Source organism: Rivularia sp. PCC 7116, from assembly GCF_000316665.1.
Classification (GTDB): domain Bacteria; phylum Cyanobacteriota; class Cyanobacteriia; order Cyanobacteriales; family Nostocaceae; genus Rivularia.
On record NC_019678.1, the window covers coordinates 2,369,173 to 2,389,346 of the forward strand.

A 20,174-nucleotide genomic window follows, 5' to 3' on the forward strand; every position below is an offset into this window, starting at 1 on the left:
GTTAACTGCTCACTGCTCACTGCTCACTGCTCACTGATTCAATAGCATGTTTCAAAACTTCTGCATGAAATTCCCAAGATAAGTTATCAACTGATAGGCTCGGAATTCCTTTAATTCCATCTATTGCTAAATGTTTATCCACAAGTGTTTCCAAAATATGAAACTCTGTTTCTGGATTCAATTTTTTGATAATTCCAGCTTGCCAATGGGGACGAAGTATAGAAAGAGCTAATAATAAACCAGTTGCTCCCCAATTAGATACACCACAAACTATTAAATAATTACATTTGATTTTACAGGCAATTTCTTCCCCATGACGAACGCTATTCGCAATAATTTTTCTAGGAATATTTCCCATTCCTAACTCATTTCCACCATCACCAATACCTATAGAAATAATTTTTTCTGACTCAAATATCAAATGTAGCGGTGCCGTATAAGGAGTCACATCTTGCCCCTTCATATTACGAACAATATCATCTTTTCCTGGTCCCGGTGTTTCAATCGAAATTATGTGGGATATTGATAATGGTAAAGTTTTCCAAAATTCTAAAAGTGAGGTGACTGAATTTTGGTTACCTTTGACTTCCCTTAAATCAACAATATCAAAAGGAATATCCTGAAAAATTCCTGCTGCGAGTAGTGCTGTTTTTACTGTTTGATAGCATAATGCATCCGTTACAATTCTTACAGGTATGCCGACCTCAATCAAACCAGCCGCTAACAGCGCACACCCTATGGGACCGTCTGTTTCGGGACATGGTGGATTGCCATAGGGCATGAAGAATCCTGTAATAATCGCCACGTTAGGATGAGAATGTTCCGCAATCGAACCAGCAGCCCCCAATAATCCCCCCTTAGCTGCTTTCACTAAAGGCTCAATACCTCTACCTACATCTCGCGAACAGATACTTTCTAGGCAAGCGATTTTGTCTAAAGTTTCACTTTCGTATTGCGCTTTTTGGATCATAAGGAGAAAATTTTGCAAGCAGTTAAGGGTAAGGATAAATTATTTGACAAATCAGACGAAACAATTTCATCACCAGGAGAAATGATCGTCTTTAACGTCTGTCAGAAACATATACCCAGGAGCATGAGTAATGGCGATTTCTGGCTTTGCTTGAAGAATTGCAATTTGAGTTGTGACTCCACAAGCCCAAAATACCGGAATTTCTCCTTCAGCTACTGTTACAGCTTCACCAAAATCAGGAGCATCTAAATTTGTAATTCCAATGTCTTCGGGAGAGCCAAAGTGTATGGGTGTACCATGTGCTTTGGGAAAACGACTGGTAATTTGTACCGCACGAACAACATCAGATGCAGATAAAGGGCGCATTGATACAACTAAAGGAGCAGAAAATTTTCCTGCTGTCCTACAATTAATATTAGTTTTGTACATCGGCACATTTTTACCTTCTTCAATATGCCTTACAGAAATACCTGCATTCATTAAAGCCGCTTCAAAAGAAAACGAACAGCCAATCAAGAAGCCGACGAAATCATCTTGCCAAATATCGGAAATATCGCCGACTTCTTCTTGTAATTCCCCCTGACGAAATATATGGTATCGCGGTAAATCAGTTCTCAAATCCGCACCCCTAGCAACTATTTCTGGCTCGGGATTACCAACTTCAGTTACATCCAGTAAAGGGCAAGGTTTGGGGTTGCGAGTACAAAAAACCAAAAAGTCAAATGCCATGCTTCTGGGCAAAACAACTAAATTTGCTTGTAGAAATCCATCTGCAATTCCAGGAGTGGGAAAATGAAACGCTCCTTGGCGACACTGAAACCGTACTTCACTAGGAGATAAGTCCATAAGCCATCAACTTTTTTAGATTTGATTATCAGAGGTAGTTAAGTTTTAAATACCAACTCAACCCTACAACCAATCTATTACTTATTTCAGTATTAATTGTGTGCGTGCATTGAATCAATATAGTTTGATATAAAATATATCCATGACTACAAAACAATAAAGCAATTCTATGTTATCTCGCTGTATCGACTGCATATGTTTTAATGCTTTGTTTTGCTTGTCTATACTTCAACTGATTTATAATCAAGAATTTTTTTCTTAAAAGACTATTGATTTCAATATTTTAAGTTTTTATTTTTAAGTTTAAGAAACCTTAAGAAAATAGCCTTCAAAAGGATGCGCTTTGAATTAAATCTTAATACAAATACTGGCATCAATTCTTTTCTGAAAACCATACTTGTCAACATATATTTTTGCATCTTTAATTATGGATAGTAATATTTGATGCCAAACGAATTATTGTTCAAAATTGTCTATGGTAGATACCAGATATAAATGCTTATTTATTACTTGTTAACTATAATTTTCGGTAATAAATTATTCATCAAGCTATTTGCAGGCTACTATAAGACTTGAAATCTAACTCAACTCTAGTAAAGAGATAAGTATTTAATTGACTGTTTGAACGATAGAAAATATGTAAATCAAAAGTATTAAAATAGACCTATACATAAACAATTATGAATCATTCCAACTTTGGCGATCGCCTTTATTTTGACATTAATAATGTTCATCGTTCAAGAGTTAATTATTCCTCCAGGAAATTACCAATTTTATCTAACAGTTTTCAATTATGCATAATTTTTCTGAGATAAATAAAGATGTACTATTAGCCCTGCTATTAGCTATTGCTTCAGGTGCTTTAATGGGAATAATTTCGCAAATTATAAAAGATATTTTTACTAAAATTAGAAATCAACCAGCAACAAGCAATATTTCCAAGTTAAAGTCTTATGCTGATGTTAGTTTTATGTTTGGAATACCAATGGGTATGATTGCTTTTATTGGTTTAATATTTAATACAGCTACACCAATTAAAAACGTTAGAGAATTTGTCTTCCCCTATGTAATAATTGGAGGACCTTCAATAGTTTTAGTAATACAGATATTCCAAAATTTTGTATTTAAAAGTGAAGATAATTAACGTTGTAACGTATTAACGTAGGGTGTGTTGTCACGGAGTGCAACGCACCATCATAAAAGATAATTATTAATTAATTATCACCGGCAACTTCACTATCTGGTTTCTTAGAAAACAACTTTGAATATCCAAATACAAGGGAATTCGATAAGATTGTGGAGACTATTAACAACGCTGAGTAAATAACAATCATTTGTATGGGCTTCGACTCAGCATAATTAAAACCATAAAATATTACACCAAGCAAAAGTCCATAGGTAAAACCGGAAATCAAACACTGCTTGATAATTTCTCTAAAACTTGCAATATTTTTCTTTCTCACAACTATTGCAAAGAAGCTATCGATAGCACTGACGGAAGCAGCAGAAAAAATTCCAGCAGATGCAGCAGTTATAACAATTTTTGCAGATAACACGATTGGAATATTTTTAATCTTGGTACATAAATATAATCCCACAACAATGCTATTAATGAAGCGTTTGATTGCGTGAGTGTTAGATTCCAAAATTATAGAGACGTCTTTATATTACGTCTCTACACAATTTGAAAAATAGATATTATTAATCCTGCGATTCGCGATACCCATAAAAGTTAACGCTGTAATCTGTAATTTTCACTCCTGTCTTCTCTTCTACATAACGAAGCACTTCTTGAGGTAATTCCAGATGAACGTCTAAAATTTGATTTGTGTCCAAACAATTTACATGAGAGTGGGAATCGCTAATATTTCCGTACAAACGCCCATCGCAGCGTTCAATACATTCGATAATACCCCCGCTTGATAGGGCTTCTAAATTCTGGTAAACAGATGTATGTCCAATTTCTTTACCTTCCTGATTCAGCCTATCGTAGATTTCACGAGCGGAAAGGTGTTCGTTTGCTTTCCACAATAACTCTAAAATGTAACGACGTTGACGACTAACTCGCATTCCCTGAGTTTGACATCTTTCCAATGCGTCTTCTAACGAACGAATCGGGTTTGTAGATAATGTTTGTTTTTGCATATTAGTAGTTATTACTATCAAAGTTTATTTTTTGGTTCATAGATGCAAAAATTAAAGTAACCCTACACATTATCCTTGACTCACAATTTCTGGCTTTACATCTATAAGGATGCAGTTGATAGGAGATACTTCCTTTATGTTTCTAAAAGTCTAGTTTGTCACCAGTTATTTAAAATAAACTCATTACCACTTTAGCTTAAAATCACTGCAAACGTCTACTTAAGGGCTAAATTTGGTATCAAAGCTAAATAATTAAACGAAGGAAGAGCCGAAGTTGGTTGGAATTGTGATGGGGGTTTGAACAAGGCGGTTCGTCACAAAGAATACTCTGTCCGCCGACACGCCGCCCAAGCCATTCACGCGGAGCGTGGGAGGTATCTTTCACGGCTTTGTTGCCTCTTAATTCAACCCATATGTTTAGTTAAATCATTTACAGCATTTACGTTATTGTCATAGCTATTTGTCGGTGCGTGAAGGTACAAGTTTTATTACTACCTGCAATTTTTCTCATAGCTTCGTATAACAGCACCGTTTGCGTAATTACCAATTACCAATTACCAATTACCCATGAACCTGTGGTTATTACTGAAGACAAAGATTGAGAAAATGCTTTTTCAGTATATCTACTTATTCTCATATTCTATAGTGAATTTACATAATGTCAGGAATAAGCTCGAAAAAGTTTTCTAATAAATCAGCACATCTACTTAGCGGTATTCTCTGAGATTAAAAAATCAGCTAATAACCGTAATTCAAATTTTCTACTTGAAGCCAGGGTGATAAAAATGCAGAGCAATGAAAATCCGAATATGAACAGTTTTAATAATTCTCCTCGCAGAATGCCCTCCTTAGATATGAATTCTCCATCCGCACCGCATGGAATGCCTAGCAGCGATATGGATGCTGCTTCATCTTACGGACATATGCAGAAAGTATTGGTAGAGTTGCGCGTACCTAGCAATCAAGGTGTATTGGAAGCATCTCGCACCGCCGCACAAATAAATGTAGGAAGTTTCAGATTTGATACTAGCTACGAACCGATAACAGTTAATCCCAGTAGCGAGAATGTATCTACTATCAGAGCCAACAATGAAGATACAGTTATCGTGCGCGGGATCGTAGAAGAAAACGATATTCAACAGTTAGAGTCACAATCTAATGTAGTAAAAGTTTATAAGGATACCCCCATTGCACCTTTTAATACTGCATTATTAGAAAAAGATAAAGATTTAGTCGCACCAACTGATGGAGCGCAAGATTGTCCCATTGGTACTTGTGACTGCTCGCCGACAACAGCCAAGGGAACTATGGCTGATGTGGCTAAGTACTTTGGTGTAGATCAAATTTGGGCGGCTGGATTCAAAGGGGAAGGTGTTGTTGTTGGCGTTGTGGATGGTGGTATAACCGCTGAAGGGCGCGATTGTGGCCCATCAGAAACCATTCGGCGGGTGAAAAACGTTATTGGTGGACCTACATCCGATTGGGGAACAACTGCCAAGGATTGGGGAGAACACGGCAATATGTCGGCTACTGATGTATTGGGAATGGCACCTGCTGCTAAACTTTACGATTGCCGGATTGCTGGCGGTGACGCTGTATCTAATGCTTTAAAAGTATTTGATTGGGCAATTAAACAGTATCAAACCGATGGTACTCCTCAAATTCTGACTAATAGTTGGGGGATTTACCAAGAAAGCTGGGATGAATTTTATGCTAATAATCCGGAACATCCTTTTACCCGTAAAGTTGTCGAAGCCATCGAACAAGGTATTTTAGTTTTGTTCGCAGCAGGTAACTGTGGAGGTAGCTGCCCTTCTCAAAGATGCGGAACTGATTTTGGCTCCGGTAAAAGTATCTGGGGTGCAAACGGACATCCTTTGGTGATGACAGTTGGTGCTGTTAATAAGGAAGAACAGTTTATTGGCTACAGCAGTCAGGGACCTGCATCTTTAGATCCCAATAAGCCAGATTTTTGTTCTGTAAGTCATTTTAAAGGTTACTTTGCCAGCGATAACGGTACTTCTGCGGCTTGTCCGATTGCTGCTGGTGTAGTTGCGCTACTTAAACAGGCAAAGTCCGATTTAGATCAACAAGAAGCCAAGGAACTCCTCAGAAATACGGCTAAAAATATTGGCGATCCTGGTTTTGACTATCATTCCGGTGCGGGAATAATTCAAGCAAAAGCAGCCTTCGATGAACTTTTACCCCAACAGCCGAAATGGCACGAGTGGGAAAGTTGGGGAGGCAACAGTTTTTATGCACCTGCGGCGGTTTCTTCTGGCGAACATCATTTAGATGCGTTTATCGTTGGTGGTGACAGTGCTATTTATCGTAAATCTTGGCATGAAGATAAAAATCCTGGCGAGTGGGAAAAACTAGACGGGTTTAGTTTGGGAAGCCCTGGGGTATTATCCCGCAATCAAAATATTGAATTATTTATTATTTCCCAAGAGCGTACAATCCAACGTAAATGTTGGGATGGAAAGTCTTGGGGAGAATGGGAAGACTTGGGTGGTTTATGCAAGCACGGTGTTGCTGCTACTAGTTGGGGAAATGACAGATTAGATATATTTAGCGTTGCTGCCGACAATGCCGTTTGGCACAAATTCTGGGATGGAAGTAGCTGGAGTGAATGGCTTTCTTTGGGTGGCATAAGTTTGGGTGCCCCAGCAGCAGTTTCTACCGATGATAATTCTATTGACGTATTGATCAGAGGTTGCGATGGCGCTATATATCGCAAAACTTGGAATGGTACCTCCTGGAGCAGCAACTGGGAAAGCTTGGGCGGTTTGTGGGCATACTCCCCCGCAGTCACTTCTATAAATGGCGATCGCCTTGATGTTTTTGCAGTCGGTACTGATAACAAGCTATACCGCAAAGTATGCATTCAATCTAGCTGGGGAGAATGGGAAAATCTCGGTGGAGCATCACTTTCCGCACCTGCTGCCGTATCCTGGGGACAAAATCGCATCGATATATTTGCCGTTGGTGGCGATAATGCCGTGTATCACAAATGGCTGAGTTAAGTTAATTGGGAGTTGGGAATTGGGCATTGGGCATAGGGCATTGGGCATTGGGGTAATGTGATAATGATTTTTGATTTTCTTCCTCACCGGGAAAACATTTATGGTTTGAAGCCCCCGGATTCATCCGTGGATGTCAACTACGCGAAGTTGAAGCCCCTAAATTTCATTTATGGGGCATCAATTACGAATTACGAATTACGAATTATGAATTATGCTCACTCCCTCCCTCACTCTCCCTCCTCTCATTTTCGATCCAAAATACTAATTGGTGTTAGTGTAAAATGTCGTAGCTCAATAAGACGGCAATGACTTTAACCATTCCAATTCCTGGTAGCTCTATCAACAGCTTAGATTTGTCACCTGCTGTAACAGCAATTGATAAAATCCTTGCAGAGAATAATATTGCTTCCAACGAACAACAACTACGTTTAGATCTTCAATACGAATTAGAAGAGGGAGATCCACGGGAACTTTCGGAGATTCCAGAAGTAAGATTGTGGTTTATCCGATTGGATGCAAAATACCCGTGGCTTCCATTTTTATTAGATTGGCAATCTGGGGAATTTGTCCGTTATGCAGCAATGTTAATTCCACATCAATTTAGCTCTAAAGAAGGCATTCAATACAATCCCGAAGCTTTAGAAATTTTTCTCATGCAAAAAACCTTTGTTTTAAAGGATTGGCTAGAAAAACATAACATTCCCAGTCAATCCCGCATTAAGTCAATGGCAAAATTGCTGGGTTACGACTTAGATGACGAACTATTTGCAATGCTTTAACTTGTTAGCTTCCCATATCAATAAAAAACCCAGTTTTTTTTAAAACTGGGTTTTCAGTCTATGTTTATTTTTTATAATTCGTAGCTAAAGTACTATATTAATTTTGCTCAATACGCGATATCAAACTTAATGCCGTATTAAAAGCATACTCAACAGCTTTTGATTTAGTTGGTAAAGCAGCTTGCCAAATACGATAATCGTTATATTCAATAATTAATTTAGCCATATCATCGATACTTACTCTATTTAAAATATCGTATTGGGCTGATTCAAAATCCTCTAATTTCTTACCACTTTCGATAATTTCTTTTCCAGCCTGGATAAATTCATCTAAAATTATTTGTGCGTAACGCTTTCCCGCACCTTGAGCAAATACACAAGTAGATTTCAACGCCTTATATTCTTCAAATAAAACATCTGCTATTTTGTGCCCTACTAATTTATTCCAATTTAATGGCAGTTCAATATCTAAACAATCACTATCAGTATATCTATATTGTAAATACTCATATATATCTAAAGCCGATGTCTCTATTTTCTTACCGGCAAACAGTTCTCTCAAAGTTTGAATGCTTGTATTAAAAGAAGAATCAGAGAATACGCCTTCTTCACCTTCAGGGCAGTCATAAACCATATATGTCCAAATCCCAGCGCTGGAAGTATCGCTATTTACAGCTTGATAAAACGCGATAGTTCCATCTTCTTCACTTTCAAAGTATGCGCTGTTTGTATCAGTAAATTTCCATAAAGGTATATTGCGAGAAGCAAGAATAATTTTTTTATAAATACCTGTTAAATGGTGAGGTTGAGTCTCAACCTGGATATAACGCTTTTTAGTAACAACTAAGCTATGTAACCGAATCGCCATTATTTTTTCCTTATATTTCGTGAATCATTTACAAAGGTGATTGCACCTACTTAACAGCTAGAGAGAAGTTCATGCAAAAGAATTTATCGCTTTTACCTCTATTTGTACATCTTTCACAGGGAATAGTGTTTGTATCAATTGCCTACTTTTCTTTAATAATGTCAGTTTATTTGCCATTAGTTGCTAATAGTAAAGACTTGGTATCAACTTTCAATAGACATTGATAAATAAAGGTTACAAAACTTCAAACTAGCTGTTAACTTTAAAACCTTCTATGGTTTGGATATTGAATTTAAATAAGAGAGGCTGGCTTAAATATTTTCTATATCTAAGCCCACAATTTCTTTCATATTTGCCAATTTCAACTACTAATTCATATGTATTACTGCGATGCAGTTTAACTACTAATGATGGTTAGAATTTGGCATAAAATAAACTGGTTTTTTTAGCCTTCTTATTTATCATTCCCCAAAATGATATGGAACTAACATTCTGACTAAAAAAAAAATTGTTTTTTTTCAAGAGCTTATTAACATTGGTTTCTAGCAACTGTATAAAGATGAAAAGAAAAAAATATTCCTAAACAGTTTTGTTAGCCATATAACATCTTGCAATTAAATGTATTTTGTTTAACATTCGGAGCTTCAACTTATCAAAGTTTTCTTCTTAAGAATAAAAAATCTATTAGTTAAGAAAACATTGGACTAGGTTTTATAGCTTAATAGATACTTATGTTTTTAGCTTGAGGGGTAAAACCCCCTTAAATTCCTAAAACGTTTACAAACCAAGACTATTCAAGTTTATGTATATTTATTTTTTGATACATTTCTTTGCCTAACAATGTTACTTTTGTATAGAGTCAAACTATGTATCAAAATAATATTTGCTGTAAGCGAAAAAAGTTTTTTTCTTAAAAGCATTGTTATTGTATTCAAACATACAATCTTTTTTCACAAAAGTGTTTTGTAAAACATTAATTATCTTGTTACGCAGTACGAATTATTTTATCAAATTTAATTATAAGTTAACCATCAGATAATGAAAAATTAATAATGCTTCTGAAAGAATAATCTGTATTAAAAATAGCTTAAAATCCTACGATTGTAAATAAATAGCTTTTAAAAAACCTTGCCTAATTGATTAAAAATATTTGTATTTTAAACTACAAATAAAATAGTCTTTAGACAGTAGATTAACTGGAAAAAAAATTTATCAATAAAACCAATTAACAAAAAGATGACACTAGGCATTTACCTGATACCTAGTGCCGTGCATTTTATATGAAAATTACCTTTCTGAGCTTTATATAAGTCAGATTTTTTAGTTTAACCTTGCCAAACCTTTTCTAAAATGGTTTTTGGCTGAATATCCTCGATAGAACCACTAGGAGATTTAACAGCCAGGAATTTATCACTTTTAGGTAGTAATTTAATTGGTTCGCCCGAGCCGAATAAAGCAATAGTGTAAGTTTGCAAAAATACAGCAAGCTGCATGGGCGCACTATTAGTACACAACATTAAATTAGCTCCGGCAATAATGGCTGCAAGCCTACCAACATTATTGGGAGAAGTTTCTTTAATATCTGGTATTTTTTCCGAAAGAGTACGCACAAAATTTTGATTATTGGGTTCAGAAGCAACTACCACGGGCATATCTGGCTGTTTTTCCCTAAAATCTTTGATGACAGTCAGCCATTTATCCGCAGGATAAGCGGAATCGGCATCTTCAAAGGGACTGCAAACCAAAATATAGCCCGTATCGTTTACACCATTACGTAATTGTTCGGCAGTTGCCCAATCAATATCTGGTTTCGGAATATTGAGAGCTAGCTCCGGATAAGTGGAATTTATCCCCAACCCTTGGAGCAAATCGTTGTACATGTAGGCAGCGTATTGTTCTTCATTTCGGGGTATTAAGCAATTGAAAAACAAAGAATTATTGCCCTTGAAAGCAATCCGCGTATTTATACCAGTCAACCACAGCAGCAAACCGGTAATCCAGCTTTGTGACGAAGTAATTGCAACATCATACTCGCGATCGCGAATCATGCCGATTAAGTTACCAAAATCAGCCATACTATTGCGATCTTTAAAATCAAAGGCTAGCACTTCCGAAACAGACTGACTCACTTGGTAAGCAGCCTTTGACGAAGGTTCGCACACCACATCAATTCGAGATGTATCGTACTTCTGCTTGAGATTGTCTAAAGTCGGAAAGAATAAAATTTGCTCGCCTATTCCACCAGGGACAAGGGCTACTATTCGCATATTGTTTAATTACGATTACTGGCTACTTATTTTAGGGGAAGATGAGTAATTAAGAATTGGGCATTGGGCATGGGGCATTGGGCATTGGGTATGGGGCATGGGGCATTGGGAGAGTAGTTAACTCCCTGCTTAATCAAAACTGCTAACTGCTCACTGCTCACTGTTCACTGTTCACTGTTAACTGTCTTACCCATAGTGTGATAAAGAAAGATTATTAATTTAACTAATTTCAATTGAGGATTCACTAAAGTGTACCTATTAATTCCCGCAGCGGGAAGTGGCAGAAGAATGGGGAGCGATCGCAATAAACTCTTGTTGGATTTGTTGGGAGAATCTATTATTACCTGGACTCTCAAAGCTGCGGCAGCATCCAATTGCATCAGTTGGATTGGAATCATTTCTCAGCCCCACGATAGCCAAGATTTTGAGAAAATTTTAGGTAATTTAAAACTGAATAAGCCTGTGGAATTAATCCAAGGTGGTTCCACTCGTCAAGAATCGGTCTACAATGGTCTGGGGGCATTGCCAGCTCAAGCAGAGCAAGTATTAATTCATGATGGAGCAAGATGTCTTGCTACACCTAGTTTATTTAACTCCTGTGCCGAAACTTTGCACAAAGCTAGCGGCTTGATTGCCGCAGTGCCAGTTAAGGACACGATAAAAGTTGTAAACGAAAATAATATAATTCAATCGACACCCAACCGACAGCAACTATGGGCGGCACAAACTCCACAGGGATTTGATGTCAAGTTACTAAAACAATGCCATCAGCAAGCTGTGGGCAACGGCTGGGAAGTCACAGATGATGCTGCCTTATTTGAAAAATGCGGGCTAGATGTATTAATAGTCCCAGGTGAAGAAACTAATTTAAAAATCACCACTCCACAAGATTTAGCTATTGCAGAGTTTATTTTGAAGAATAGAAAATAGGGGATTGGGGATTAGGTAATGGGTAATGGGTAATGGGTAATGGGTAATGGGTAATGGGTAATGGGTAATCGATATGAAGGAATGGGAAAGGCAAGTTTTTTCAGATGGGGGAGACGCTCTCACTACATTTCTAACTCCTCACTCCTAATTCCTAACTATTCCCAATGCCCCATGCCCAATGCCCAATGCCCAATGCCCAATGCCCATTAAAATTTGACATTAAATTAATAAAATGGTATTATCCGTGCCAACTTGCTTGTAGTGTGTTTTCTTGAGTTGTGCATTGTCCGTTGCTATAAACTCTTGAATGTGGATTAACAACCGATGATTGTAGCGGCATCAAAGATAGAAGCAATTTTGTATTTGAAGGGAAAACCCATGTCTATTGGGGAAATAGCTGAGACTGCAAAGTGCGATCGCGCCACGGCGGAGGAAGGAATAATAGAGTTAGTAGATGAATATGCTCGTCGGGATAGTGCTTTGGAAGTTGTAGAGACTCCTGCAGGCTACAGTTTGCAATTGCGGTCAGATTTCCATGACTTAGTACAAACTTTGATTCCGGTAGAGTTGGGTGTGGGAGCTTTGCGAACTTTGGCTGCAATTGCTCTTAATAGTCCAATGCTGCAAAGCGATTTAATCAATTTACGAGGTTCGGGAGCGTATCAGCACGTTCCGGAATTAGTAGAACAAGGTTTTGTCCGCAAACGACGTAGCGGCGATTCTCGCTCTTTTTCCCTGCAAATTACCCCAAAATTTCATCAATATTTTCAAATAGATCAATTACCTCAACCTTTTTCTAATTTCAAGAAGCAACAACAACTTGAATTAGAATTGCAGCCAGCAAATACTCCAGCAGCAGAAACCGTATAGGAATGTAAAAATAACCAAAATGTAAGTGTGGGGCACGATTGACTTGATTTAGTTTGAGGTTACTTTTATGTTATTGCGGCAGAAAAATATTCTGTATAACAGTTATTTAAATTGTAATTACCGCATTATTGTGCCAGGGTCAAGGTGCCTCATACTCTTAGTATGGTTTACAGTAGAATTAGCAACAAAAGCGAAAATAATTGCCAATGGTGTTTGATCCAGATTTTTTGAACGACAACTTTGACCAACACCCGAATCAAAATATTTTTGACAACATTGAGGAAAACCCCAATCAGTTGCTCAAATATCTTGAACATCAACCTCCCGAGGTTTTAGCACGTGTAGCCCAGTCTGTCAGCCCCGAAATTAAACAAATCATTTCGCAAAACGTCCAAGGGCTTGTAGGAATGTTACCCCCGGCAAATTTTAATGTGCAGGTGACAACAGACAGGGATAATCTTGCTGGGCTTTTGGCTTCAGCAATGATGACGGGGTATTTCCTGCGCCAAATGGAACAAAGGATGAATTTGGATAATTTAACTAACAAATAGCCTTGCCCTAGTTATGAGTTATGAGAAAAGTCAATCTATTTACGGTTTACCAGTTAATACCATCAAAGGCAGTAACTGGGAACTCTGGATTGTTGACTTACTCTTAACTCTTAACTCTTCCCTTAAATGACAATACCAAGTTGTAAGTCTAAGTTGAGGGTTTGTTAATAATTTTTTCCAAAATCCTTGTTTATCTATGGGGATAAGCCCCAGACTGAACTTTAAACGTTTGAATTTTGCTTCCGCGTTTAACTTGAATTTGCAAAATATCCCCGACGGTGGAGGATTCAACAAATTTTTGCACTTGTGCGGAAGATTTGACGGGTTGTTTATTGACTTTTTGAATGATATCCCCTGGACGCAATCCTGCTTCTTGGGCGGGGGAATCAGAAGTGACTCTTCTTACTAGAATGCCAGTATCTTGCTCTAATTTGAGCGAAGTTTCTTGAGTCAGCTGCTTTTTCCTAGTAGGAGTCAAATCCACCATTTCTATACCTAAGAAGGGATGCTGTACTTTCCCTTTAGTAAATAATTCGTCTGCAATCCGAGCAGCGGTTTCGATGGGAATGGCAAATCCCAAGCCTTGAGCATCAGCTCGAATTGCCGTATTAACTCCAATCACTTCACCGTTAGAATTTAATAAAGGTCCCCCCGAGTTACCGGGATTAATTGCAGCGTCGGTTTGAATAAAGCTAACTCGCTTATCTGGAACTCCTACTTGAGCGCTGGTACGATCTGTCGCGCTGATAATGCCTATGGTGACAGTATTATCCAAACCCAAAGGATTGCCGATAGCGATCGCCCATTGTCCGGGGATCAAATTTCGGGAACTTCCCAATCTAACGTTAGGTAATTCTGTCGCGGGAATCTTGACAACGGCGACATCAGTAATTTTATCAACGCCAACTACTTTACCTTCAAAAGTACGACCATCTTTAAGCGTAACCTGGACGGTATCTGTATCTGATACTACGTGAGCGTTAGTCAACAACTTGCCATCATCGCTCAATATAAAACCAGAACCCGTACCCCGTTCAATTCTTTCTTGGGGAAACGGCTGCTCATCCTCTCCAAAAAATCGCCGTAGGAGAGGATTTTTCAATGCTTTTGAAATTGGATTAGCTACTTTACGAGTGGCATTGATTCGTACTACCGCAGAACCTGTTTTTTGCACTGCGCTAGCAATAAAATTCATTTCACCCCCTCGACTTGCACCAACTGACACTCCTACTGGACGGTTGATAACAGTTTCTGGAGGCAAAGCTGCTGTAACATTTTTAAACTGATTATAAGAGCGACTTTGGGGCAGGAAGCGACTTCCCAACAAACCTGCACCGCCACCAATTGCCACTAAAGAAAGGGAAACAGCCAATTGTTTTACAGATAACTTCATAACCATACGTTCTTAGACAGCAATGCAGATGCGAGCTTTATAATTTTAGTAAACAAGAAAACTAGTTGAATTTGGAGTTAGATAGCAAAGGCATGAAAAAATTTACCTTTGGATAATAAAATTTATAAGAAATAATCCACAGTCGGATTTTGGAGTAACTTCGCGAATAAATCTACTAAGTTACAAATTTTAGATTTTTAGATCGCAATTAGCGAGAAATAGCTATCGAGTATCTAAAATTAAAATTCAGATTTTCCTGAAAATACATTCAGGTTTGAGGTGCATGTATTCTTAATTAACTTGTAAACGAATACATATCGACTAAAACTTTAAAATAATCTATATATAAACTTATCATTTTTTTTATATACATGAGCTTTCGTAGTTGTTCAGCCTGGTTTTGTAGTTTGAGCGGTATACTCGGCTTAATATGCATATTTCCTGATTCTGCTAGGGCGCAGTCATCGGAAAGGAATTGTCCAAAACCAGCTTTGGAACGTTTTGTTAACCACCAAGTAGCGCCAGAAGAAACTTTAAAATCAATAGCACAAACCTATAGCGTCACTCCTGCAACTATTATCCGCATGAATCCCACAATACGTAACGGTAAAGTTACTGTAGGTAAAAATTTAATTATCCCTCCCTACGATGGGGTTGTGGTTAAGTTAGCCAGAGGACAAACTTTAAAGCAAATAGCAGTAAAACATAAGGTTCGTGCCGATGCGCTGTTTGAAGTCAACGGTTGTCAAGAAAACCCTCAAGTCGTTTTTGTTCCCAAATTAAACAAATCGCAAGGTTCGACTCAAGCTTCATCGACAAAAACAAACATTCTTGAAGCTATTACTAATTCTAGTAAACTAAGCGGATATCCCTTACCAGAAAATACTGCTGTAGCTTTCCCTTTTGGCTGGCAAATAAATCCAGATAACGGTGACGTATTCTTCCATAGCGGTATAGATTTGTCTGCACAACCGGGGACATCCGTACAAGCAATTAGCGAGGGAGTAGTAGTCTTAGCTCAAGAACAAGGTTCTTACGGCAACTTGGTAATTATCAATCACAGCAGCGGAATGCAAAGCCGTTACGCTCATCTTCAAGATATCAAAGTTAGCCTCGGACAGGAAGTAAATAAAGGTGATTTAGTGGGAACTGTAGGAAGTACCGGAGCACCAACTTTGAAAAAACCCCACCTTCATTTTGAAATCCGTTCTAGTTCTTCTTTAGGTTGGGTGGCGAAAGATCCAAAGGAGTATTTGGAGTAATTGGTAATTGGTATTTGGTAATTGGTAATGGGTAATGGGTAAACCACCACCCTCAGACTGGAAGTCTGGGGCTACACAAGCAAAGCCCACCTGCGTGGGCTAATATTAAATTCAATAACTCCTAAATCCTAACCTTTGACCTTAATTATTTTCATTCCCGCTTCTGCAAATCTCTTAAATGCTGCATCGGCTTGTTGGCTGTAATCAACGACTCCAGGAACTACTACGGGGGAGGTGCAATCTTCGAGGAGATAAACTTTTTTAGCAAGATTAATATCTATTTTCTTAATATCTGTTAATAAATCGTCGATTGTCCAAGCTACGCAGTGACTTTTTGCTTGTCCGGCAATGATAATTTTATCAAAGTCTAAAAGTTGTTTAATTAAACGGGTATTTTTTTTTGCAATCGGAGAATTATCAAAACTTTCTAATATTTCTGGACTAAGTACAGAATAATTTTCAGTTAAAGGATTATCTCCCTTGATTTCAAATTGTGCTTGAGAGTTGCGAGCGATGGAATGAAAAAATATCGCTTCTTCCACAGATGAAACTAAAGCATGTCCGATTCCACCCAACATAGAATGATATGACCAAACTGTGAGGGGATATTTACCGTTATCCGTGAGTTTCTTAACGTAATGGTAAGCGTATTTTTCTAAAAATTCGTAGTCGTATCTTAAACTATAGCTAACTGCTGGGTTAACTTTCCAATTACCTTTGTCAATATCGCTGGGAACAATATTAGTAGCCGAAGGAATTGGATGTTCCCCCGCAGAATTTACCCAAAATATCGGATGAAAAATTTGCATTGCGGTGTGAGTATCCATCGTAGGAATGATGGTAGTGATTTCACTTAAATTACGATAAATAAATTTACACAAACGCAGGTTATCTTCAATTGCACCTTTTCCCGACTTTCCACCCACGAATAATTCAAAATCGGCAATACAAAAAGTGTTTTGCACATCGATTAATAATAGACAAACGCGGGTTTTATCTTCAGAAGCTGGTTTGATGTTGTGTTGTTTTGCCCATGCTTCGGCTTCAGTGGAGCGTTGTTGGTAAGGTACCCGCCAAACTTCGCTGACTTTTGCGGGATTGAAATGTGGGGGGATGGGGAGTTGGGTATTCATTTTTATAGTTTTTTGTGGTTGACAATATATCAATGATATGAATATTAATTTGATTTTGTAGGGTGTGTTATCACGGAGCGTAACGCACCATTCTTATGATTTTTGGTAAGTTATTCGTTAGTATCCTAATCCGCCGGGGAATGCAATTCCCCGTCTAATAGCAAAAGTCCTATGAATAGAACTAAAAAAATCTGTCGTAGAGAATAAACTATTAATAGAAAGTTTTTCAAAATCAAAGCTGATTATAAATATAAATTTTTAACTGGTTAATCAAATGAATGCTAAAGAATTGATTGAGCGTTATCAAGCAGGGGAAAGAGATTTTTCTGGTATTGATTTGAGTGGAATTGATTTTGATGAGATAAATCCAAGTTTGGATAATATTATTAATTTAAGCAACGCTAATTTTTCGGGAGCAAATTTAAGCAATGCTAATTTTTCTTATATAGCTTTTGTAAATACTAATTTTACTAATGCTAATCTTACAGGGGCTAATTTAACTTATGTTATTTTATCTAATAGTATTCTTGAAAATACTAATTTAAGTAGGACTACTATTTATGCCGATGGTTTATCTGATGCTTTTTTAAGAGGTGCTAATTTTTATCAAGCAATAATTAAAAATTGGTTTTGGGATGATATAGAAGATATATGGAAACTTAATAATTTTGCTTATTTATGGAGGGCTAAACTAGAAAGAGCTAACCTAAGTAATGTAAATTTGAGTTCAGCATATTTAGAATATGCAAATCTTTTACAAGCGAACTTAAATAATGCCAATCTTGATAAAGCTAGATTGAATGGAGCTAATTTGATAGGTGCTGATTTAAGCGGTGCTAGTTTAAATGATGCAGTTCTCACAGGATTGATTTACAGTTCAGAAACAATATTTCTGGAAGGTACCGACCTTAGTAAAGCTTACTTAGCTGCACCAGGTGTCAATCTTAGTAATATTGACCCGGAAAGATATGGATTTCCAGAATATTTTAGTTGGCATGGTGCTAAGCTTTATAATGCGAATTTAAGAGGAGCAAAATTATTATGGAGTAATTTTGAGAATGTTAATTTAAGCGGTGCTGATTTAAGAGAAGCTGATATTCGCATAACTAATTTTAGAAATGCAAATCTAAGCGGTGCTATTTTAAGTGGTTCTTTAAAACATACAGATTTACGAGGTGCGAATTTAACTGGGGCAAATCTTAGTCAAGCTGATTTGGGCAAAGCTTTATATAGTCCAGAAACTGTTTTTCCTCCCGATACTGATTTGTCAAAAGCGTATTGTATTTGTCAGGGTAGTAACCTAATAAATGCCGATTTTCGAGGCATACATCTTGATAATATTGATTTGAGTGAAGCTGATTTAAAGAATGCTAATTTTGAAGCTGCTACTCTAAAAAATTGTAATTTTAGTAATGCTAATTTAAGTAATGCCAATTTAATGCTTGCTGACATCAGTTATTCAAACTTTCAACGAGCTAATCTTAATAAAGTGCGTTTTTGCCGTCAATTGATCCAGAATTGCAATTTTAAAGGTGCTAGCTTCAGAGGTGTAGATATGTATCGTGGAATATATGAAAATAATGATTATACTGGTGCTGATTTTAGTCAATCGTTATTAGAAGAGACTTCCTTTGATGGTTCAATCTTGAATAATACCAAATGGGAAAAAGCAAATTTGTACGAGTTGTATGATGTAAAGTTATTTAGATATTCTGAAAATTTTGAAAATATTAGTTTCAAACGCGCAGTTTTATCAAATAAACAATTGGCATATTTAAGTGAAAAAGGTATCGATGTAAGTGATACTCTTTACGTCAGCGATGAAGAATTTATTAACCCATAAGGAAATCAACCGTCGGGTTTAATTAGATTACATGAAAATGCCGATTTAAGCGGATTAGATTTAAACGGTTGTAATTTTAGTAGACTTAATTTAGCGAATGTAAATTTTACCGGAACTAATTTGAGAGGTGCAATTTTGAGATGCACGCAATTAAAAAACCCTAATTTCACAAATGCCGATCTACGAGATGCAGATTTACAAGATGCTGAGTTTGATAATGCTAATTTTACAAATGCGAATTTAAAAGATGCTGATATCAAAAATGCTCATCTAGATCACGCGATTTTTTGCAATACTATTATGCCTGATGGAAGTATTAAAAATGATAACTGCTAATTTATAATAGATTTCGAGATATTTTCATAATTACTGGTTGGTGCGTGACGGTAAATTCAATTTGGCTTGTTAAAATCGATAATTTATCGTAACCGTCACTCACCCTACGAAATAAAAAAACAACTGCTTATTTATTAGATTTTCATTCCCAAAATCTTTGCCTTTCTGCAATTCTTTCATCGGTATTTAACTGAAGCAATTTCGCAGTTGTTCTTCCCTCTGCGGTTAATCCTTGAATATTTAAATTTTCCACTTTAAAATTTTCCTCCCACTTTTGCTTGCGGGGATGAAAGAGGAAACTAAATTCTTTGGTTTGTGGATCAAATGACCCTAAATCTGTTCCCTTATGACGATTACATCGCCAACAAGTATAAGCTAAATTTTCAGCATTTGTAGCACCACCATGTTTGACTGCGATTATATGGTCTACTCCATGGGAGTAAAAAGCAACATCTGACCTAAGTAAACAGTATTCACAACTATAATTTGCTCGTTGTTCAACCTGACGACGTAGAGCAGAATTAATATAGGTCATTGTTTGCTTTTAATATTCTTTAAATTCCCTGATTTTAACATAATTACTAAATGCTCAATCCGCTCATATTCATTAAGTTCTATACGTTCTCGTTCGGTTATATCGCCTGATTTACTACGTTCTACAAGCAGTCGCAAACGTTTCTGCATTTCAGGTGTGGGACGAAAATTAGCGATTTCTTCTGGAGTCGGATTAGTCGATAAAAAATCTAAAATGTAGCGATAAGTATGAGCCGCTAATGGTGGTTGCTGAAGGCTCAAAGTTAATAATTCAATAAGTCGTTCGTCACCTAATATTGCTAATTGTTGAGAAAGTTCTTCAGGTACTTCTAAAGTTATTTTCGGCACATCAAAACCTCTTTTGGTATTATTCTTATAATTTTACTTATTTTTACTTTCAGCGCGATGGTTTGCGCGATCG

Annotated in this window: 19 protein-coding genes; 9 read left to right on the forward strand and 10 right to left on the reverse strand. The window is 37.0% G+C overall.

Annotation, left to right across the window (positions count from 1 at the left end):
* Window positions 1-16: 16 nt before the first annotated feature.
* Window positions 17-970 (reverse strand): DUF4392 domain-containing protein, encoded by a 954-nt coding sequence (locus tag RIV7116_RS09270; RefSeq protein WP_015118035.1) that lies wholly within the window; start codon window positions 968-970, stop codon window positions 17-19.
* 69 nt (window positions 971-1,039) lie between these two features.
* Window positions 1,040-1,816: a putative hydro-lyase gene (locus RIV7116_RS09275; RefSeq protein WP_015118036.1), complete on the reverse strand. Its 777-nt coding sequence runs from the start codon at window positions 1,814-1,816 to the stop codon at window positions 1,040-1,042.
* A 793-nt stretch (window positions 1,817-2,609) separates the two neighbouring features.
* On the opposite strand from RIV7116_RS09275, the gene RIV7116_RS09280 reads away from it, so the two are divergent.
* The gene (locus RIV7116_RS09280) at window positions 2,610-2,960 is read left to right on the forward strand and encodes a hypothetical protein (protein WP_015118037.1); all 351 of its coding nucleotides are present in this window, start codon (window positions 2,610-2,612) and stop codon (window positions 2,958-2,960) included.
* Between the two features lie 70 nt (window positions 2,961-3,030).
* On the opposite strand, the gene RIV7116_RS09285 is transcribed toward RIV7116_RS09280, so the two are convergent.
* Complete coding sequence (locus RIV7116_RS09285) at window positions 3,031-3,372, reverse strand: hypothetical protein (RefSeq protein ID WP_157229269.1); 342 nt, start codon at window positions 3,370-3,372, stop codon at window positions 3,031-3,033.
* A 145-nt stretch (window positions 3,373-3,517) separates the two neighbouring features.
* Window positions 3,518-3,961, reverse strand: a complete 444-nt coding sequence (locus RIV7116_RS09290; RefSeq protein ID WP_015118039.1) for a Fur family transcriptional regulator — start codon at window positions 3,959-3,961, stop codon at window positions 3,518-3,520.
* A 785-nt stretch (window positions 3,962-4,746) separates the two neighbouring features.
* On the opposite strand from RIV7116_RS09290, the gene RIV7116_RS09295 reads away from it, so the two are divergent.
* Window positions 4,747-6,987 carry a S8 family serine peptidase gene (locus tag RIV7116_RS09295; protein WP_015118040.1) on the forward strand — a complete coding sequence of 747 codons (2,241 nt, stop codon included), beginning with the start codon at window positions 4,747-4,749 and terminating at the stop codon, window positions 6,985-6,987.
* A 305-nt stretch (window positions 6,988-7,292) separates the two neighbouring features.
* Window positions 7,293-7,766, forward strand: coding sequence for a CRR6 family NdhI maturation factor (locus tag RIV7116_RS09300; RefSeq protein WP_015118041.1), 474 nt, complete (start codon window positions 7,293-7,295; stop codon window positions 7,764-7,766).
* A 97-nt stretch (window positions 7,767-7,863) separates the two neighbouring features.
* Here RIV7116_RS09300 and RIV7116_RS09305 read toward each other — a convergent pair whose 3' ends face one another.
* On the reverse strand, window positions 7,864-8,634 hold the full coding sequence (locus tag RIV7116_RS09305) for a hypothetical protein (RefSeq protein WP_015118042.1): 771 nt from the start codon (window positions 8,632-8,634) through the stop codon (window positions 7,864-7,866).
* Between the two features lie 1,325 nt (window positions 8,635-9,959).
* On the reverse strand, window positions 9,960-10,901 hold the full coding sequence (locus RIV7116_RS09310) for a glycosyltransferase family 9 protein (protein WP_015118043.1): 942 nt from the start codon (window positions 10,899-10,901) through the stop codon (window positions 9,960-9,962).
* A 249-nt stretch (window positions 10,902-11,150) separates the two neighbouring features.
* On the opposite strand from RIV7116_RS09310, the gene ispD reads away from it, so the two are divergent.
* The 3 genes from ispD (at window position 11,151) to RIV7116_RS09325 (ending at window position 13,252) form a co-directional block, all read left to right on the forward strand.
* Window positions 11,151-11,831: a 2-C-methyl-D-erythritol 4-phosphate cytidylyltransferase gene (ispD, locus tag RIV7116_RS09315; RefSeq protein WP_015118044.1), complete on the forward strand. Its 681-nt coding sequence runs from the start codon at window positions 11,151-11,153 to the stop codon at window positions 11,829-11,831.
* A gap of 324 nt (window positions 11,832-12,155) precedes the next feature.
* On the forward strand, window positions 12,156-12,701 hold the full coding sequence (gene scpB / locus RIV7116_RS09320; protein ID WP_015118045.1) for an SMC-Scp complex subunit ScpB: 546 nt from the start codon (window positions 12,156-12,158) through the stop codon (window positions 12,699-12,701).
* 206 nt (window positions 12,702-12,907) lie between these two features.
* Window positions 12,908-13,252, forward strand: a complete 345-nt coding sequence (locus tag RIV7116_RS09325; RefSeq protein ID WP_015118046.1) for a DUF760 domain-containing protein — start codon at window positions 12,908-12,910, stop codon at window positions 13,250-13,252.
* 190 nt (window positions 13,253-13,442) lie between these two features.
* Here RIV7116_RS09325 and RIV7116_RS09330 read toward each other — a convergent pair whose 3' ends face one another.
* A complete protein-coding gene (locus RIV7116_RS09330) occupies window positions 13,443-14,645 on the reverse strand; it encodes an HhoA/HhoB/HtrA family serine endopeptidase (RefSeq protein ID WP_044290838.1) in 1,203 nt (400 codons plus the stop codon).
* A gap of 371 nt (window positions 14,646-15,016) precedes the next feature.
* On the opposite strand from RIV7116_RS09330, the gene RIV7116_RS09335 reads away from it, so the two are divergent.
* Complete coding sequence (locus tag RIV7116_RS09335) at window positions 15,017-15,907, forward strand: M23 family metallopeptidase (RefSeq protein WP_015118049.1); 891 nt, start codon at window positions 15,017-15,019, stop codon at window positions 15,905-15,907.
* Window positions 15,908-16,035: 128 nt separating this feature from the next.
* On the opposite strand, the gene RIV7116_RS09340 is transcribed toward RIV7116_RS09335, so the two are convergent.
* Window positions 16,036-17,040 (reverse strand): hypothetical protein, encoded by a 1,005-nt coding sequence (locus tag RIV7116_RS09340; RefSeq protein ID WP_015118050.1) that lies wholly within the window; start codon window positions 17,038-17,040, stop codon window positions 16,036-16,038.
* A gap of 337 nt (window positions 17,041-17,377) precedes the next feature.
* Between RIV7116_RS09340 and RIV7116_RS33740 the strand changes: the two genes are divergently transcribed.
* Together RIV7116_RS33740 and RIV7116_RS09350 are read left to right on the forward strand one after the other, a co-directional pair.
* On the forward strand, window positions 17,378-18,883 hold the full coding sequence (locus RIV7116_RS33740; RefSeq protein ID WP_198287582.1) for a pentapeptide repeat-containing protein: 1,506 nt from the start codon (window positions 17,378-17,380) through the stop codon (window positions 18,881-18,883).
* A gap of 21 nt (window positions 18,884-18,904) precedes the next feature.
* Window positions 18,905-19,219 (forward strand): pentapeptide repeat-containing protein, encoded by a 315-nt coding sequence (locus tag RIV7116_RS09350; RefSeq protein WP_083894053.1) that lies wholly within the window; start codon window positions 18,905-18,907, stop codon window positions 19,217-19,219.
* Between the two features lie 142 nt (window positions 19,220-19,361).
* On the opposite strand, the gene RIV7116_RS09355 is transcribed toward RIV7116_RS09350, so the two are convergent.
* Both RIV7116_RS09355 and RIV7116_RS09360 read right to left on the reverse strand, forming a co-directional pair.
* Complete coding sequence (locus tag RIV7116_RS09355; RefSeq protein WP_015118052.1) at window positions 19,362-19,754, reverse strand: HNH endonuclease; 393 nt, start codon at window positions 19,752-19,754, stop codon at window positions 19,362-19,364.
* The gene (locus RIV7116_RS09360) at window positions 19,751-20,101 is read right to left on the reverse strand and encodes a hypothetical protein (protein WP_015118053.1); all 351 of its coding nucleotides are present in this window, start codon (window positions 20,099-20,101) and stop codon (window positions 19,751-19,753) included. Before RIV7116_RS09360 ends, RIV7116_RS09355 begins: the two co-directional genes overlap by 4 nt.
* Window positions 20,102-20,174: the final 73 nt, after the last annotated feature.